This is a genomic window from Leptobacterium flavescens, assembly GCF_010671605.1.
GTDB lineage: Bacteria > Bacteroidota > Bacteroidia > Flavobacteriales > Flavobacteriaceae > Leptobacterium > Leptobacterium flavescens.
On record NZ_JAABOO010000001.1, the window covers coordinates 303,195 to 321,833 of the forward strand.

Here is an 18,639-nt window from a genome sequence, read left to right on the forward strand (position 1 = left end):
TCTTTGATTGATTAATAATTGATATAGATCCATCCGTTTAGAACTATCGAACCATCACCAAAAACATTAATGCTGTAATAGTAGGCTCCTACCGGAAGGCGGCTTCCTCTGCCTCCTTCATTACCTCTCCAGTCATTCTGATAGTTACGTGCTTTAAATACTTCCCGTCCGTTCCTGTCGAAAACCTGAACAATAGACTGAGGGAAATCGGTTATGTTCTCTATGGTCCAGCTATCATTATTCCCGTCATCATTCGGAGAAAACCCTTTATTCGGAGTTACGGAAGGATTTACTTCATCATCACACGTATCAGCAATATTATCTCTGTCTCTATCGGGCGCTGAAAAAGTTACGATCGCTGTTCCGGTAGATGAATTACCAGATGAATCGGTAGCCGTTAGGGTAACTGTTACTTCTCCCAGTTCGGGACAACTAAATGAAGTCTGATCTAAAGACAGGCTTAGCGTACCGCTACATGCATCGTTCGTTCCGTTATCGACATCCTGAGGGGTTATGGATGCATTTCCATTGGCATCCAGTTCTACGGTTATATCCCGGGTAATTACGGTTGGAGCTGTGGTATCTTCTATAGTTATCACTGCCGTATCCGTTGCGGTAACATTTCCTTCCGTTGCCGTCAGGGTAACAGTTACATCACCTATATCATTACAATTAAAGTTTGTTCTGTCCAGGCTCAGCGTGAATGCATTACATCCGCTGTTTGTACCGTTATCTATAGCCGCCGGATCTATAGTTATCTGTCCGTCAGCATCCAGCTGTACGGTAATGTCCTGCGCTATGGCTACCAAAGGTTGTGAAGGATCGGGATCTACCGTTACTACTGCTGTCATAGCAGATGAATTCCCGTTAACATCAGTAACCGTAAGTGTTACGATATTATCCCCTAAATTACTGCAATCAAAAGTTGTGATATCGGCTTCTATCGTATCGATCGCACAATTTTCCGATATCCCGTTCTTAGGCGCAAAAGCCACATAATCGTTGGTAGTGGTCCATACGGCAGCATTTCGTCCTGGAACAAAAACTGCTGCTGTTCCGTCAATATTTTCAATTCCCTGGGTTTTATCATTTCCGGAGTCCAAAGTAGTACTGTGGATCTCAATACGGTTGCTTCCTTCAAAGAGTTTTACCTGTGTATTTGTGGGATCAGGAGAGGTGTCATAGTATGCAACCTCATCAAAATCAACAATAAGGATCCTGTTCGGTGCGGTACCAATGGTCGTATAACGAATCGTACCTCCATCCTCAGGGTTTATATCCGTCCAGTCGAATGCGATCATATTATTCGGCTCATTTGTATCGGGTAATTCATCCCCACTACAACATCCGTCTTCTCCTTCATCGGAAAAAGTAATGAATCCGTTAGATGAGATATAGAACTCCGTATATCTGTTCCCGTAAAAGGCAAAGTCGAAACCTATAGGTAAAGCGGCAGATACCTCATCATCCTCCAGAGGAACAACGGTACCGTTTGCACTGATATCCACACGGTTAAAAGTACCGGATGTATCGAGTTCATAATCCGAAGCCAGTGGGTTTGGCCCCAGCAGATCCTGAGTTGTAATACTGGCAGTTCCGCTGGCATCCAGGGTCAGGTTTAGATCACGGGTAGAAAAAGAAGGAGCTTCCGTATCATTAACGGTTACCGAGAAGCTACATCTCACAGTATTTCCGCCGGAATCGGTAATTTCAAAAACATTATTGGTAGTACCTATGGGGAATAAACTTCCGCTGGGCAAACCTTCGATAAGAGTACTGCATCCGATATAATTAACTACGGCACCACATTGTCCCGGGTCGTTATCTATTACGATATCCGAAGGGCAGTTAAAATTTACCGTTACCGTTGTTGAACAGGTAGAAACATTACCGGCCATATCCGCAACAGTCAGGGTAACTATATTATCTCCCAGATCATTGCAATCAAACTGCGTTCTATTTATTGAAGCATTAAAATCGCAGTTATCGGTAGATCCGTTATCAATATCATCTACGGTAATACTTGCTTTTCCTTCGGCATCCAGCGTAACCGTAAAAGGAGCAACACATTGGGCAACCGGGACCATTTGGTCTTCTACAATAACTCTTACACTGACTTCCCTGCTGTTTCCGGCATCATCCGTGGCAATCAGTTGTACGGTATTCTCACCCAGGTTTGTACAGTCGAAACTGGTCTGGCTAAGGCTTAATGTTACATTCCCACAATTATCTGAAGCAGTAATCCCGAAATCGGACGGGCTAATTGTTCCAATTCCGTTGGCATCCAGCTGTACTGTAGGTGTTACAGCTCCAAGAGGAGAGAGATCCCCTCGTACCCATACTCTGTGAATAGTACTTTCTGCATTTATGGAAAAATCATCTACTTCCCAACGGTTTCCCAAACCACGGATACCCCAATGATAGCGGCCTCCTCTCCAGAATGGAAACTCTGTCAGCGCAAGATCTCCCTGGTTGGTAAACGTATTAAAAGCAACCGCCGGAATATTTGCATTGTGACCGGCAAGAGCAGTAAAGTTTCCATTGATGCTTATACCGGTAAAAGAACCGTTTCCTGTTTTTACATATTCCAGAACATTTGTAAAACTGGTTTTAAAATCAATAACCCTGCTATGGCCGGTAGTTGCACCATAAAATCGCATTTCTGCAAAATCGATAGCCGCTGCCAGTTGATTTCCGAAATGCCCCCAGGTAGCCGATCCGGCTTCATTATGTCCCAGGGTTGAAGACCCCAATAAAGGCAGGTCGGTATTTCTAACGGTCAGGGCCGAATTATCACCCGCCTGATGGACATAGTTTAATATCATCAGCCAGCCTCCGCCATCGGTATCATTGTCTAATACCCCCTGGAAGGTGTTTCCGTTAAAATTAAAATAATAAGTACCACTGGGTACACTCCCCACTACTTCAGGTAAAAGCGTAGTAAAAGGGTTTGCAAGGGTTCCGTTTCCGGCACCGTCAAATACCGGAGCTTCGGTATCCTGTCCCGGGCCACATTGTGCCTTCAGCTCAAAACCGAACAGGAAAAGTACACATAAAAATAAGATTTGCTTTTTCATCATAAATGTTAGTTAAGTTCATACTATTTCAAAATGAGAATATCAAAAGGTGAATCAGTACCTGAGGAGGTGAAATATCCAAAAGCTGATCCCGGTTTGATTGATATACCGTTGATTATTTATTGTGTTGAGATAAAATCTGATAAAAGTCTTTTGTGAAGTAATCATTATCAGAGTTGCAATATCCTTTCGGGACACACATGTTAGATCTGGTTTTTTCCATAGGTTACGTAGTTTGTAGGTTTTCGGCAAGAGTACGTAATTCTCCAGCTTTTATTGAGCAAATCACCTCTACAAAAACATATACAAAAAACATATTTAACTGATTAACAGATAATTAATCCAATAACTAGTATTGATCATTTTAATAAAAAAAGTACCAGAAGATTCGAAAATCAGACTTTGGAAACTCCTTCGAGAAAGTCTACAATAGGAATATCCTTCGGGGCATTTAGTTTTTTGCGAAGCCTGTAACGGCTCATAACCACACTGTCAAATGAGATACCTAACATATTGGCAATTTCATTGGAATTCAATCCGATTTTCTCCAAAGACACCAGGCGCTCTTCTGATTTTGTCAGCTGATAACCCTGAGATTTTATCCTACTAAAGAATAAGGGATATACCATGGTGAACTTCTGTTTGAATTTATACCAGTCGTCGGTAGTCAGGATCTTGGAGGAAGCGAGGTCCATTAGTTTATTGATCGACTCCTTTTCTCCAGCTTCCTGCTTTAGATGCAGGAGTTCATTGTTCAGCGCCTCATGTTCCTTACTTTTTTGAAGTAACTGCTGAGCAAAGGTTTTCAGGTCCTTTATATTCTGATTTAATTGAGACCTGAGTTCTTTTCTTTTGTTATTTACCCGCCACCATAGACCAAAACCGACCAGAATGACCAAAAACAGTACTACCAGCAATGCATTTCTACGTGCCTTAACGACCTTTTGATCCTTCTTTAATTGGGAGATCTCTCCGTTTTGCTCCAGGATAGTTTCCTCTTTCCGGGCTGTTTCAAAACGCGACTGATGGAAAGCGTATGCATTTTGAGTGGTAACACGGTTTAGAGAATCCTTTAATCTGGTATAGATCTGTAAATGTTCATCCGCCTTCTTAAACTCTCCTTCTTCTCTATACAGATCTGCAAACAACTTCTCGGCTATTAACCTGTGGTGGTTATTACTGGCTTTGGTTTGCTCCTTAAAGGTTTCAAGAGTTTTCAAAGCTTCTGTAATATTCCCTGTTTCCTTATAGTAAAGCGCCTTTATATTGATAACTTCAATAACAATATTCTTTATTCCGATCTTTTTTTCATTCTCCAGCATTGTTTCAAAATGACGTCCTGCCGCATCCAGATCGCCTTTTTTCAGATAGTAGGAAACATAAAATGCTTCTATCTGGTACTCGTATCGGGTTTTAATATGGGGGTTCTTGATCTTGGGGATATCCACTTTTGCAGAATCCAATCTTATCTTTACGCCTTCCAGCCTGTTGTTATAGAGGTCGTCCGAAGCCATATTCAGATGAATGTTGACGATACTACTGAAAAATTTCTTCTCCTTGCTCTCTTTAAGTACTTCTTCCAGTTTCTTATCTGCCTCCTTATCCAGGCCATTCCTTCTGTATATCAGATGTAACTCATTCCCCACATGAAGCATATAATCAGTATCGTTTAACAGACCGTATAGAAGGTAAGCTTTTTCGAAATTGGTGATAGCATCGACAAATTCTCCAAGATTTGAATGCGTTTGTCCGGAGAAAAAATGAGCATCCGCTGCAAAAATCGAATCTTTCGACTTCATAAACAGAGAAGCTGCCTCTGCATAATCTGTTGCGGCTTTTCTATAATCAACCAAGCTAAAATAAACCCCTCCCCTTTTTAGCAATAAATGGGCCTTGGAACTTTCCTTTTTATACCTCTTCCGGTATCCCAGCATCTCTTCAATAATACTTAAGGCCCTATCCGTATCGCCCCTGTAGATATATTGTTGAATGATAAATCGGGATTTAGAAGCAGCCAGATCGTATTCATCCAGCTCTTTTGCCAGTTCTACATATTCATTCAGGTACTCCAGTTGCTTTGAATCATTTGCCCTGATCATCTGTTTGGTCAGGGTATCGAGAACTGATAAACGATCGGCCTTGGAAGAAGTCTGCTCCAGTCTTACTATTAAAGAATCTATTTTAGTCTGTGCATAGACCGAACCGTATTGAATAAATAGTATAAATATCAGACTATAACTTAACCGCAGGGTATTGATTTGCCACTTTTTTGAATCGTAGAACCTCACAAAGATGAACATAAGGGTTTATGATGGCAATTTCATATTTTTCCAAAATATAGCAAATAAGTAGACTGTAAAGTAATTAACAAATTATTAAGAAGCTGGCCCGGGCAAGTATTTAAAACAAACTATTCACTATTATTTCGGCAACTTTCTCACTTACTTTTATAAATATTCTTTTCTTTTTAGTTTAAATAATCGGCTATTTCAATGTAATTCACATCAAGCCTGTCTTCGTAAAAATCCTTTAGAACTGCCCTGTGCGCTCCCCCGATAATTAGCAGGATACGATCGTCCTTTTCGGTTTGCAGATCAATATTAGCCATGATATGGAAATTCCGTTCCCACCATTTAGATACAAACTCCACTCCTATATAGATGGAATCGGAAACAAACTGAGCTGTTTCATCCAGGTAACGGTTCTTATTTAAAATATCTTCTTTATCTGTATTCTTATAGGCAAAATAGCTGGTAAGTGTAGATCGTTTAAGGCGTTCCGAATCTTCTTTATCGCTGTCTTTTATTCCTTTTAAAAAAGCTTCAAAGTTCTCCTTCTCATATTTTTCGGCATAATCGGACAAAGGGCCAAAAGGGAGCGACATGCGCATATCCACACAATATATCTCTGAATGCCCCAGTTCCTTTGTAAGGCGGAACCCCAGCTGATCAATCTCATTAATGCTCAGGTCATAATTTCCCTCCAGATAATTCTGATAATCGGCATTTAGTTTATCTCTTTTCCGATACGGATATTCTACCATGATCTTAGTAGGTTTATAGGCTTTAAGCAGGTTAACCAACTGACGGATCTCCTTCTGACGCTTATCGGAATTAAAATTGTCCAGGTCCATAGAGGAATAATCGGAAGTACTGGCAAAATGAAAAGTACCTAAAATGGCTATTGAAGGTCCATCCACCTGTTTCACATCCTGATTCTTCCCGGTATCCGAACAGGAAAGAAAAACTACAAACAGTAATAAAAACCCAAAAAATCTTTTTATAAACATCTTTATCCTCTTTGTATTAAAGATGTCAACTTAGCTCAAGTTGTTACACTACGGATGCTTTTTGATATTTTCAGGTTAAAAGATGTTATAAAGCAATGTTTTAGAGCTATTTAAGAAGTATGATAGGTTATTACAAGAGGTAATTACCTCTTCCTTTATTGTTCCAGATATTTTTTAAAGCTTTCCATCACAACCGGCCAGGCGTCCTTAACAGCCTGATAATACCAATTCCAATGTTCTCCTTCCTGATATCCTGATTGGCAGAGATAAACATCACTTTCTCCGTTTTTTTCAACGGCTCTTAGGCTGAGGGTCATCGGCCCCAGAAAAGGTCGTTCCGGGTTCATATAGACCAAATTGCCGATTACCAATTCTTTTTGAGGGTCATATTTTTCGATAAGCCCGGAAGAAACATAACCAAAACCGGTCTCAGAAATATTCCAGGCAAGGGTGTAGATCCCTCCCTCTCTCTTTTGAACGAGCGCTCTTTCTACGACCCACCAATCCTTGAGCATATCCAGGTCGGTAAATGCGCTGATCACCCGTTCCGGACTGGTTTTTATGCTGATATTGACCTCAACCTTTTTCATAAGTTTAAACAGAGTTGTTTTATTCTAACTAAAATACGGAAAATCTAACTCTCCCTCGTTTTATAGGGGCTTAGTAAAAGGATCAGGATGCCGAGAGCCATAGCAGCACTGAAGATCAGAAGAGAAGTATATAACTGAAATACTCCTATTCCGCTAAGCGCCAGAATTGCTTCGCTTACAACAAACCCAAGAAACAAAAAGATACTTCCAACAACGGTAAACATATTTGTTTTTATCCATTTAAATTGGATGAGTAAGGCCATCAACATAAATGAAATAACGCCGATAAGACTCAGATGTAAATAAGCCAGGATCACATTTTTACTACCGAATGCATAGGCTTCAAAAACAGGGAAAACCGACATGAATTGCAGAGCTACTTTGATAAAAAAGGAAGCAAGGGCAGTGAACATGAACAATTTATACAAAGGAGGTTTCTTTAAAAACCATACTCCTGCCCCTCTGAGTATCTGCCAGAAAAACACCAATCCCAAAAGCTGTATCCCTGCCGAGAGTACCGCCGGGATCATTATAAGTCCTTTAAAACTCATCCCCAATAAGGAAAGTGAATATGCCGGAATAACGGCCCAGGTGAACATCAAATAAAAATACCTTGCCTTTTTCCGGTCGAATGGAACCTGTTCCATTTCCAGTTGTTTAAAGAACAGTCCCAGTACCGCAAACAAAAACCAGCCGTTGTATTGAAAGTGAAGAAAAAAGTAAACAAAAGAATGGTACGCTTCTGTCCCCGCAAGTCCTTTTGCTGCCAGGATCCCAATACCCCATGGGGCCAGGGTTGACAGAAGACCCAGCCAAAAACCTGTCCTGATAAAACGAAGGGAAATAGAGTACGGAGTAGCTCTCTCCTTCTTTTTACTGTCTTTAAAAAACCTGAAAATAAACCAGTAATTCAAAAGCTGGAAGAGGGATGAAAAAATAATCGAATACAAAGCGTATCCCTGTAGTGCAAAGGAAACCAATACCCCAACAATAATAAGGACGGTTATCTTAAACTGTAGAGAATACTTCCCTTTCCTGATCTGCTCTTTGGTAAGGAACAAGCGTGTGGTGAACAACATCAGGAGGGTGTATATCCATCCCTGAAAAGCAACATGAGAATGTGAATGGACCAGGTGATCGTATTGAAACGGAAGCCGGACATATGAAATAGCTCTCATCAAAGTGCCCACGAGCGCTACATAAAACAGAAAAAATAAACTGATCTTACTCCACTTGCTGTTCATATTGGCTTTTTTTTGATCCGGCCCAAACTAAAGCCGAAAGTACTGATTAATTTAAAAACCGGAGTCAGGAATCAGATATTTATCGGGAAGGTTCTGCAAATAAAAAAAGAACCATTTATCAATGTAAACGGTTCCTGTATGAAATTATATCTGATTGCAACTTTAGTCCGTCGTGAGAAATTCGTTCAATCTGTCGAAAACAGATCCCCAACCATTCATAAAGCCCATTTTCTCCTGCTGTCTGCAGTATTCTTCTGTGGGATGGACCACCTTGAACGTAAAATTGGTCTTATCTCCATCTGCCTCGAAAAAGGCCTGTATCTCCACCCCTTCCGTCATGGGTTTGAAGTCGGCTGATGAGATAATCTTTTCAAATTCTACAATTTCCAGATAACGTCCGTTGGTAATAAATTCTTTACCATCCGGCATGATCATTACGTATTCCCATTTGCCTCCGGGCCTGAAGTCGTGTTCAACAACCCTGGTTTCCATTCCCTTGGGGCCCCACCACTGTGCAATATGATCAGGCCGGGTCCATGCTTCCCAGACCAGTTCCACGGGGGCATTAAAGGTTCTTTTTAATGATAAGGTTCGATTGTCCAATTGGTTTGTTTCATTCATTTTCTTTGTTTTTTTCCTGTTGTAGTTTAGTTAAATAGTTTTCGAAGGAATCCAGTCTGTCCTCCCACAAGCCTTTATACTGATCTATCCACATAAACGCGGGGATCAGGCTCCTGGGCTGTATGGTACAATATCGTTCTCTCCCCTGCTTACTGATAGTGATTATTCCGCATTCTTCCAGTATTTTCAGGTGCTTTGAAATTGCCGGCCGGCTAACATCAAATTTTTCGGCCACAGAATTAATGCTAAGGGTATCTTCTGCCAAAAGCCTGATTATATCTCTTCTGACAGGGTCTGCAATAGCCTGGAACACATCTCTTCTCATCATATTACGTAACTGATTGGTTACAAATATATGCGTAATCATTCGGTTACACAAATATTTTTATAAAAATAACTTGCAGCCGTAAAAAAACCCGGCTTTAAACCGGGCCTTGATTTTCTATCTGTTTACTGGGCTGCACACCAGTCAAACATGGCTTCGTACAGCTTATGGATATCCCTGTCCGGGTCCTCTTTGTACAATTCGACAAGTTTTTGGTTGAAATCCTTAAACCTGATAAAGCCCCTTCCCTTTTCCATTTGCTCTTCCATCAAAGGAATAAAAGCATCCTGGTCTGCCTGTGAAAATTTATCAAGACAATAGGCAGAAAAGATGGCAAAGGTCATATACTCGTTAAAAACAGAATACGAGTTGGAATAAGCTTCCGTACCGGCCGCTTTTGGGTTTACCCATTCTTCACGCTCTCCCATCACTTCTTCTATGCGCTCCAGGTATTTATCGGAAATAGGATTTACGAAATTATGGTCTATTTCGGTAAAGACCACCCTGGACTGGATCATCTCATTCACCGCTTCGTTGTATTCCTCAAACATCTGTGCTCTGCAGATAAACATTACGGTCTGTTCAAAGCCATTATCCTTAAATTTATTGGTAGAATGTGCTCCTCCTACCAAAGGAGAAAAGGTAACCCTGTAGTTTCCATACTTAATAGGGAATTTTGCTTCGAGCCATTCCTGCATCTTATCAATAGGATTCAGGGATTTATAGATACTGATAAGTTCTTCATAATAAGGTTTATGATCCTTATAAAACTGCCTGAAACCGGATACTTTTGCGAAATCCTCCAGCAGAGGTTTATGTTCTTTAACCAGGTCGCCCGGATTATCAAAACCCATTTTGTGAATGATGCCATCATCCAGGATCGCCCCCTCATCGTTAAAGAGGTAGCCACAAGCGTTCATTTTCAGGGAATAATAGTTCCAGTAACTATCTATAGGTGCAAAACCGGTTTCCTCAAGCGGGCCCGCGATCAGAGCATTAATGGTATCCATCGCAGCGTGATCTTTATAAGGCAGAAAATGGTCCAGCACTTCCTGGTGATATTCTGTTGACAGATCGGTCATATTAGCATCTACCTGCCCTATTTCCGAGATCGCCACCATAATATTTACCAATTCGTGAACTTCGGGTACTTCCACTTTAAATTTTCCCTGATTCTCCTCAATATAAGCATCTGAAAAGTTAGCATTTTTCGGAATACCGACGATCTCCGTAAGGGCACTGTCCTTTTCCTTTAGCAACACGTAGAATTGCACCGTGTCTTTCACTTTAATCTTAAAACTGATAGAATCTATATCGGTAACAAAAGCAACTTCTGTCTCTTCTTCAATACACTCGACATGCAGGCGGTCCGGTTTTGCTTCCGGTACAATACCCCAGGTAGGGTGTGCTTCTTCATTTATGTAGTAGGTAATCGTTTCGGCATTAGAGCGGATAAGTTCGATCTCCTTTTTCTTTTCTCCGGAACAGGAAACCGTCATCCATAATAAAAACAGTAAAAACAGTTTTTCAAATCGCAGTTCTCTCATAAAATTACTTTGGGTTTTAATCATTGTTACTATTTACTTTTTAAAATTGTATTACAAAGTAATTATTCCCGCAAGCATTATAATTGTAAAAATCGGACAGAATTTATCAGCTTACCGTAATCAGGACATTTCCATCAATATCCCTGATCTGATCTCTAAGGATCTTCGGGTTGGTATCTGAAAATCGCTTAAATTCCTTGATAAAGTGACTCTGGTCGTAGTAACCACACTTATAGGAGATGTCGGTCAGGCTGTGATTTCTGAGATCGTTAATTTCCATCAGACTCCTCCGAAAACGCAAAAGCTGCAGATATTCCTTGGGGCTCAGTTCGTAGTATTCCTTAAAAGCCCGGTATAGTTTCTTTTCGGAACAGTTGAAATAAGTTTTGACTTCCTCAAGTTTTGTAAAACCGTAATGATCAATACTGTTGATCACATTTTCAATAAAAGAAGTTTTATGATCCCTTAAATTACGGGCTAAAAAGCTTTCGATCAGATCAGCTCTCCGATCAAAATCGGGTTCTTCAAAAACATTTTCAAAGAAAAAAACACTTTCTTTTCCGAAAGCCTCGGTCAGGATATCATCGGTAAGCATAAATTTCCTGGACGGGAAGGGAAAGAACCGGTAATAACCCGCTACGGTAAATTCTATACAGATCTCATCTAATTCACCTTCTACATGAAAGGAATTAGGTTTCATATACAAGCCGGTCAGATAAGAAGTAATTGCTTTTTTTTCCTGATAGGAATTGCTGCTCACATCCCTGATCACCTGCTTCCCCTGTACGATACAAAGGGTTATATTGTTGTTCGGAAAACTCGTAAAAGAGCTTTTGTTGGCTGCATCCGTAGATTTATTAAAGAGGATATACTGAATGTACTTCTTTAATTCTTTATGATTCGGGCAAGTAGATCTGAACAGCATTAAATACTTCTTCTGGTTTTGCTTCCAAGTTAATATTAGATTTCCTGAAAAAGAAATTTTAATCGCATAAGGTAAAATAAAAATACTCCAGCGCTCACATCTCTTTTCAATGACACCTGTTATTAATCATATGATGACCAATAGTCATAAGGTCAATTTTACCGGGAATTGTTCAAAGTTTATCAAGATCAGATCGGTCTTTGTAATGAACAATTTGAAAGCTTGAATCAGGCATTTTATTCCTACAAATAACCCTCATAATTATCATTACTTAACAACCGATTTTATGTGGTAATTTTTAACACTTAAGTGAATTTAACATAAAAAAAGCTTTTTTTAACAGTTTCATGATAATATAATATCAAATAAAGTAGATATTCAACTAAAATATTTGAGAATTTATTTATATTTTAGATAAGCTAAAATTCACAACCTTCACATTACACATTTTTTACTTCTCAAAATGTCAGGATTAGACGAGCGTTTTAATCTATCTGATAGTTTGTTCTATTAATTGGAATCAGGAATTTTGATTTACATGAAATAGTCTATAGGTAATTAATCCGATCACACTCTTCTAATCCCGCCCATTAATCTTAAAATAAACATGCTTTTATAAACAACAAAGACTTGTATTATGAAAACTAAAACGAACTTAGGCATTCTATTCTGTGTTATTCTGGCTATCTCGGGTACTGTTATATTAATCCACAGAACAAATGAAGTAGGATGGTTCAGGGAAGGAACCGAAATACAGGAAGAAAAAAACGGAAATAAAATTAATATAGAGGCTACGAAGTCTTCATCGGAAATAACTCCGGAACCACGTCGTATAAAGACCAAAAATCAGGATCAACTAAAACCGGCCAAAAACAAACAGGAAAAAGAAGGAGTTACTATTTAATCAGGATCAGCTTATAAGGTAAGAGCTATGGCCCCCCTCTTTTTGTATAGCTGATGCATCAATCAGGGATCCTCAGGATATTGGTTGCCGATAATCCGGTGTGGGTCTTTACCAATTCAAATTTCACCTTTTCACCTGCTTTTATGGTGCGATAACCCTCTCCGGGGATAGCTGTGAAATTGAAAAAGATCAACTCATCAAACTGAGGTGCTTTTATATAGCCGTTTCCGGTACGTATATTAAAAGAATCCACTATTCCTTTTTCTGTGGGTTCTGCCCGTTCGGAATAGCCTTCCGTCCAGGTTTGCTGGGGTATCCTTATTTTTTTGACATGAGGAGAATTAAAAGCTTCATAGGAATAATAGTCCATCTCCTGCATTATACTTCTCAGGTCTATCCTCAGTTCTTCTATTGTAGGTCTCCCTACAAAATACCAACCATTGTATATTTTAAAGACCTCCAGGTCAGGCTTCAGTACAAAAGTATAAGGCAACGCTCTATAGGCGTACTCCCCTTCGGTCTCATCAAGGATATCCAGCTCTCTGATAAGCTTGCGATCTGTATCACATAAAAAAGGCCATCCGGCTCCAAGGCCGGCTTTAAAAGCTGAAGAAACTATGGGTTCATCTGCACTTATGGCTACCATTTTGCAGAAATTAACGTTCAGTTCTTTCTGAAATGCCAACAGCGACCTGAATTGCTGCTGGTCTCTAGGACAGAAAAAACCCCTGTAAAAAATGACGATCAGCGGATAACCATCTTTAAATCCGTATCGTTTATCGGCTTCTCCCTGTCTGGTGAAATCCGATAGGTTAACGGATCTACCATTCTGATCGGGTAAGCTGAAATCAGGGAATTTATCTCCGGGTTTTAATTTCTTTTTCATATCGGTTATTCCAAAGGTTTGAGATCTGCCAGGGTGGTCGGGATCAGTTCTGATACCGTGGGATGAATATGCACCGCCCTTTGAATAACCGTATAAGGTTTATCGGCGTACATTATATCCAGGAGCGAATGAATGATCTCATCTCCTTCAATACCCAGGATGGTAGCTCCCAGGATCCTTTTGGTCTCCGCATCGACAAGGATTTTCATAAAACCGTAGGTCTCTCCTTTTTCCCTTGCTCTGGAGATCCGCACCATGGTACGTGTGCCCATGAGTGCTTTCCTGCCGGAACGGCGTACCTGGTCTTCTGTCATTCCTATTCTTCCAAGGGCAGGATCTATAAACAATCCGTAGCACATGATCCGATCACTTACCCTTCTCGGATCGTTGTCAAAAAGATTAGCCGCCACGATCTCAAAATCGTTATAGGCCGTATGTGTAAAAGCCCCGGTTCCATTTACATCTCCCATTGCCCAAACTCCGGAAACATTGGTTTTTAACTCATCATCCACTTCTATAAATCCGCGGGCATTAACTTTAATATCTGTATTCTCAAGGCCCAGGTCATCTGTATTGGGCACCCTTCCAACTGCCAGCAGAAGATGGCTTCCTCTTACTTCCCGGTCTCCTTTTTCACAATCTACATTAACCACTACCCTGTCTCCTTCCATTTTGGCTCCAAGGCAGGTAGCCCCGAACCTGAAGCTGATACCTTCGTCCTCCAGGATCTTCTGTACTTCTGCCGATACATCTTCATCCTCCCTTCGGATCAGGCGGTCATTACGTTCAATGATCGTTACCTTACTTCCAAACCGGTTATACATCTGTCCGAATTCCAATCCGATATAACTTCCTCCCACAACAATTAAATGTTCCGGTACAAAATCTATATCCATCATTTCGGTATTCGTAAGAACATCCACACCTTCGAAACCTTCAGGAATATAGGCTCTTCCTCCCACATTCAGGAAGATCTTATCTGCGGTCAATACCTTATCATTTACAGCTATGGTATTGTTGGAGGTAAATCTTGCATGTCCTTCAAACACGGTTAGGTTCTTTGTGTTCTTCATCCAGTTCTCCACACCTGTATTCGATTTGCTTACGATAGCATCTTTTCTGGCTTTTACCATTTTCATATCTACGGAGATATCGCCATTAATGACCACTCCGTAATCCTCAGCCCTCCTGGCCATATGTGCCATCTTTGCACTGGCCACCAAAGTTTTGGTCGGAGTACAACCATCATTAACGCAGGTACCTCCGAATTTAGCTTTTTCAATAACTGCTGTCTTTAAACCTTCTGCAGCACATCTGGCAGCTAATGAAGGCCCGGCCTGCCCCGTTCCGATGATAATCGCATCAAACTTTTCCATATATTTTGTATTAAATAGTGTGTATTGTCTGCTTCAGCAGAGACATAAGTTTCTCATAATATCTCTTTTCGATACTTTCTCAAATGTTAGCAATATGCTGAAGAATTAATAAGATAGTCAGGCAGGGATCACATATCGGTCAACCTCCGGTAAACTCATTCAGATCCTGTGCTATATCTTCCTGTACCGAATATACATAAAAATACAACAGGGTTATTGGACTTTTGGGACGATTGTTATTCCAGGGCTATAGCTGCCAGTTTCCTGGACAGTCTGAAGGCATTCCTTCCCGATCCGAAGCTATTCGACATAACCACCGATACCACTCTGTGGTCTAAATATATAGCCAGAAAAGAACTGGTACCCGGTTGTGATCCGCTGTGCTGAATGATCTTACCGTATTCGGGATGATCGTAGACAGCCCATCCGAAGCCATAAGGATCATCCCCTATTGCCGGCGCCAGTTCATCCGTAGCGTTTATCATCATATCAAGGCTGGTACTGTCTATAAGTTTATTGTTAAGTACAGCTTCTCCGAATTTGAGCAGATCTCCCACAGTAGACTGGACACCCCCGGCAGAGTAGATAACACTCAGGTCTGTTTTCGGGCTTTTGATAAAGGTTGACTTGACCTTCAGGTAGAGGCGGGATTTTTTCTCATACTTTTTATCTTCCTCAAGGCTGGTATGGGACATATTTGCCTTATCCCAAATATTCTTCTGCATATACTCCCCATAACTCATTTGCGAAACCTTTTCAATAATTGCTCCCAGCAACGTGTATCCGTAGGAGGAATACAAAAACTGAGTACCCGGTTCGAATTCCAGTTCATTGTCCTTAAAGGCATCCAACGCCTTGATCAAGGTCGGGTAATGGGTAAAAGAAAGCGCATCCCAATTTGATGAATAGTGATTAACTCCCGAAGTGTGCTTAAGCAACTGCCGTATGCTAATATCTCCTTTGGGTTTTTTCGGGTATTCCGGTAGATAAGTTTGAATGGGCTCATCCAGATCAAGCATCCCTTTTTCATACAATTGCATGATGGCAACAGCAGTCATTGGTTTGGTAATAGACGCTATCCTTCCCAGCATATCGCTATCTGCTCTCTTTTGACCTCGTTTGCTTGTAAAACCGGCTCCACCGGTATAGGTCAGGCAATTTTCGACATACAGGCCGGCAGTAACTCCCAAAAAGCTGTTGGAGTTTATATATTTATTGATCGTATCGTTGGCCCGTTCTTCCAGATCCCCATCAAGAGTAAATGCAGATCCTTCACAATTTATATCGGTTATACTTTCTGTCCTGGGGATTTCCACCTTACTGAACGGGTTTAAAGACACTGGCTCAACGATCCAGATAATTCCGATTACCAGTAAGAGGATTATAATAAGGAGTATTCTTCTTTTCTTCATTTGTATTCTACGGCTAATTGATACCGAAGATACAAAAAGCTAAGATCACATTTCGGCTATTTCAATAATAGTATGTATATCAAAAACATCTCTTCCGTTATTGGGCTCGAAGTAACCTATACCGATATAGAAAATACTATTGCAATGCGAGCATTTGATCAGTTTGTGCATCGGTCCCGCACCTCCCAACTTAACAACCTCATCAAGATCGAGAATAAAGCCTTCTTTATTAAAATAGCGTGTATTCAGGTGATCTATGTTTATGCTGTGCTTTTTACAGTTGGGGCACAGAAAGTAAAACGGAGTTTTTCTACCCGCGTCATAAATTTTGGTAGCGTCGGTAAACGTAGGTCCGGCCAGGAAATGCTGCTTAACTATTTTATATTTTAGCTTTGGTTCTTCTACTAATTCAAATCCCATTTAGAATAAATTTTCAGTGTTGTATTTGCTAATATTATATGGTCATTTATTCGAAATCGGAACGTGAATTTGATCATTTCTCCGGTCCTGTTGCTATGTTGATTGGACAAGAGCCTGGAATCCGCCATAAACCATCCTTTGGGCATCAAAGATAACCCTTGACGGATTTGTCAATGGAGCAATTAAGTCTACCATTCTTGGGTCTGATGCAACCCGTTTATTTGCAAGATCCCGTGTCTCGCGTGAATCGAATACAACCCATCCGAATATGATGGCCTCATCTTCTTTTGCTGCTACGGCTTCCGGAAAAGAACGTGTACCTTCTAATTTCAGGTCCTCGCCCACATACTCAAAGTAAGCGAGTGCACCGTGTTCCTTCCAGATCTTTGCAACTACGCCGGCAACATCCCGATATTGATTTAAATGTTCCTGTGGAATGGGAAGCACAAATGCGTCTATATAATTTGCCATGTTTTCCTCGATTTTATTCTGTTTCTTACTATGTCTAAGATAGTAAATCTATAACATTCATACATGACGTATTTGCTGCAGACTTTACTACTTCCTTTTTGCTTCCTCAAAGAGTTTTCCCTTTTCGTAAATATTCAGCTTTTCTACCTTATTTTCGTTTTTGATAAACTCATACCGGACATTTTCATAGTTTAAATAAAAAGTATTCTCTGATTCAGGAAATAATTCCTTTGTCCAGCCAGGTTTACCGTCATTAATATCGGTTACTCTCAACAGTTTCCCTTCTTTTTTAATGTTTACTATTCTGTCTGGGAGAATATAATCCCCAACATATTGATCGAGGGTTTCGCTGGTCAACTCTACTTCGGCTAGTGGCTGGTGATCATAACTTATGACCCGGGTGAGTTTCCACTCATCGTTTTCCAGTTTCCATAAAGCCGTCATTTTTGCAGACCCCACCAGTTTTTCCGTTCCGTCATCGATCTGCAGATAAAAAACATGTTCACAATGCTCAAGGGCTCCGTAATTATCCATTGGAAAAACTTTAAGGCTACCTTTGGTCAATTCTCTTCTCAAGGGCTGTCTTGTTCTTTGTTCTTCCCCGCAAAAAATAGCCATCTCCGCCATTTCACTTTCCTTTGAATCGATAAACCCGCCTTTGTCATGGAAGAATTCGAAATCTTCAGATAAATAATAGGCGTACTTTTCTAAATCGCATTCATTTTGAGCTGAAAAATACAAGCTGTCCATTACCGCAATTGTTTTGAAAAGTTCAGATGACTGTTCAACTTCCGGGTGTTCGCTTTTTTCTAATGCTTCTGCTGTTTCTTCTGTTGGTTGCTTACAGGATGTCAATAGTATTAGAATGGTGATAAAGTATATCAATTTTTTCATAATCGAATTTGTTAGTTCAATTTAAAGACAAAATCCCTTATTGATTGTTACAGTTATAATTACGATTACAAATTTGTTGTTATGGTCTTTTTATTTCGGTCATAACTCTATCCACTTTATCCCTCAATTCTATTTCGCCATCTATTCTCAATACTTTACAGTCCAGTTTTTCAATCCAGTCATTGTGCATTTTTAATGACCTTCCTTTAAAATCCGGATTTTCGTATTGATTGGCCCAATCTAAAAATGCCTGGTAGTTCTTTTTCCTCACCGGGTCGGTGTATAATTTTTCTCCGTAGTGCTCAAATTCTCTTTTTTTAAGCCTTTCCATTCTGACCTTATTGTTCAGATAGATAAATATTGCCAAATCAAATGAAGTCTCCCATTCCCTTCCCCAGCTGATCATTGACCCGCTGATTACAACATTTTCATTTTTATTGAAATCAGATTTTATTTTTTCATTCCGTTCAGCAAGAGGTATTTTTTCTGTAAAAGGAGGGTCTGTCTTTTTCCAGTAATAATCATCGGCATCCAGGTGGACAAAGTCGGTCGCTTTTTCAATTTCTTTTCCTAAAGTTGTTGTTCCCGAACCTGATGCTCCAAATATCAATATCTTCATTTCTTTAATACAAAATAGGTTGTTAGTTCAAATTGCCTG

At 40.2% G+C, this 18,639-nt stretch carries 17 protein-coding genes; 1 reads left to right on the top strand and 16 read right to left on the bottom strand.

Going from position 1 to position 18,639, the window contains the following annotated elements; translation table 11 throughout:
* Window positions 1-11 precede the first annotated feature (11 nt).
* The 9 genes from GWK08_RS01365 to GWK08_RS01405 all read right to left on the bottom strand — a co-directional run bounded on the left by GWK08_RS01365 (window position 12) and on the right by GWK08_RS01405 (window position 11,618).
* Window positions 12-3,080: a T9SS type B sorting domain-containing protein gene (locus tag GWK08_RS01365; RefSeq protein WP_163605115.1), complete on the bottom strand. Its 3,069-nt coding sequence runs from the start codon at window positions 3,078-3,080 to the stop codon at window positions 12-14.
* A gap of 392 nt (window positions 3,081-3,472) precedes the next feature.
* A complete protein-coding gene (locus GWK08_RS01370) occupies window positions 3,473-5,377 on the bottom strand; it encodes a tol-pal system YbgF family protein (RefSeq protein ID WP_163605116.1) in 1,905 nt (634 codons plus the stop codon).
* A gap of 167 nt (window positions 5,378-5,544) precedes the next feature.
* A complete protein-coding gene (locus tag GWK08_RS01375) occupies window positions 5,545-6,366 on the bottom strand; it encodes a DUF5694 domain-containing protein (protein WP_163605117.1) in 822 nt (273 codons plus the stop codon).
* 155 nt (window positions 6,367-6,521) lie between these two features.
* Window positions 6,522-6,956 carry an SRPBCC family protein gene (locus GWK08_RS01380; RefSeq protein WP_163605118.1) on the bottom strand — a complete coding sequence of 145 codons (435 nt, stop codon included), beginning with the start codon at window positions 6,954-6,956 and terminating at the stop codon, window positions 6,522-6,524.
* Between the two features lie 44 nt (window positions 6,957-7,000).
* On the bottom strand, window positions 7,001-8,200 hold the full coding sequence (locus tag GWK08_RS01385; protein ID WP_163605119.1) for a hypothetical protein: 1,200 nt from the start codon (window positions 8,198-8,200) through the stop codon (window positions 7,001-7,003).
* 162 nt (window positions 8,201-8,362) lie between these two features.
* Window positions 8,363-8,821 carry an SRPBCC domain-containing protein gene (locus GWK08_RS01390; RefSeq protein WP_163605120.1) on the bottom strand — a complete coding sequence of 153 codons (459 nt, stop codon included), beginning with the start codon at window positions 8,819-8,821 and terminating at the stop codon, window positions 8,363-8,365.
* Complete coding sequence (locus tag GWK08_RS01395; protein ID WP_239524844.1) at window positions 8,814-9,188, bottom strand: ArsR/SmtB family transcription factor; 375 nt, start codon at window positions 9,186-9,188, stop codon at window positions 8,814-8,816. Before GWK08_RS01395 ends, GWK08_RS01390 begins: the two co-directional genes overlap by 8 nt.
* Window positions 9,189-9,271: 83 nt before the next feature.
* On the bottom strand, window positions 9,272-10,693 hold the full coding sequence (locus GWK08_RS01400; protein ID WP_163605121.1) for a DUF4932 domain-containing protein: 1,422 nt from the start codon (window positions 10,691-10,693) through the stop codon (window positions 9,272-9,274).
* 106 nt (window positions 10,694-10,799) lie between these two features.
* On the bottom strand, window positions 10,800-11,618 hold the full coding sequence (locus GWK08_RS01405) for a helix-turn-helix domain-containing protein (RefSeq protein WP_163605122.1): 819 nt from the start codon (window positions 11,616-11,618) through the stop codon (window positions 10,800-10,802).
* Window positions 11,619-12,255: 637 nt separating this feature from the next.
* On the opposite strand from GWK08_RS01405, the gene GWK08_RS01410 reads away from it, so the two are divergent.
* Window positions 12,256-12,522: a hypothetical protein gene (locus tag GWK08_RS01410; RefSeq protein WP_163605123.1), complete on the top strand. Its 267-nt coding sequence runs from the start codon at window positions 12,256-12,258 to the stop codon at window positions 12,520-12,522.
* A 58-nt stretch (window positions 12,523-12,580) separates the two neighbouring features.
* Here GWK08_RS01410 and GWK08_RS01415 read toward each other — a convergent pair whose 3' ends face one another.
* From GWK08_RS01415 to GWK08_RS01445, 7 genes are all read right to left on the bottom strand, one after another.
* Complete coding sequence (locus GWK08_RS01415) at window positions 12,581-13,408, bottom strand: redoxin domain-containing protein (RefSeq protein WP_163605124.1); 828 nt, start codon at window positions 13,406-13,408, stop codon at window positions 12,581-12,583.
* Window positions 13,409-13,413: 5 nt separating this feature from the next.
* Window positions 13,414-14,784 carry an FAD-containing oxidoreductase gene (locus GWK08_RS01420; protein ID WP_163605125.1) on the bottom strand — a complete coding sequence of 457 codons (1,371 nt, stop codon included), beginning with the start codon at window positions 14,782-14,784 and terminating at the stop codon, window positions 13,414-13,416.
* A 236-nt stretch (window positions 14,785-15,020) separates the two neighbouring features.
* The gene (locus GWK08_RS01425; RefSeq protein WP_163605126.1) at window positions 15,021-16,196 is read right to left on the bottom strand and encodes a serine hydrolase domain-containing protein; all 1,176 of its coding nucleotides are present in this window, start codon (window positions 16,194-16,196) and stop codon (window positions 15,021-15,023) included.
* Between the two features lie 45 nt (window positions 16,197-16,241).
* On the bottom strand, window positions 16,242-16,616 hold the full coding sequence (locus GWK08_RS01430) for a hypothetical protein (RefSeq protein WP_163605127.1): 375 nt from the start codon (window positions 16,614-16,616) through the stop codon (window positions 16,242-16,244).
* A 93-nt stretch (window positions 16,617-16,709) separates the two neighbouring features.
* Window positions 16,710-17,087 carry a DUF1428 domain-containing protein gene (locus tag GWK08_RS01435; protein WP_163605128.1) on the bottom strand — a complete coding sequence of 126 codons (378 nt, stop codon included), beginning with the start codon at window positions 17,085-17,087 and terminating at the stop codon, window positions 16,710-16,712.
* Window positions 17,088-17,174: 87 nt separating this feature from the next.
* Window positions 17,175-17,981 (bottom strand): nuclear transport factor 2 family protein, encoded by an 807-nt coding sequence (locus tag GWK08_RS01440; RefSeq protein ID WP_163605129.1) that lies wholly within the window; start codon window positions 17,979-17,981, stop codon window positions 17,175-17,177.
* A gap of 79 nt (window positions 17,982-18,060) precedes the next feature.
* Complete coding sequence (locus tag GWK08_RS01445) at window positions 18,061-18,600, bottom strand: AAA family ATPase (RefSeq protein ID WP_163605130.1); 540 nt, start codon at window positions 18,598-18,600, stop codon at window positions 18,061-18,063.
* Window positions 18,601-18,639 lie beyond the last annotated feature (39 nt).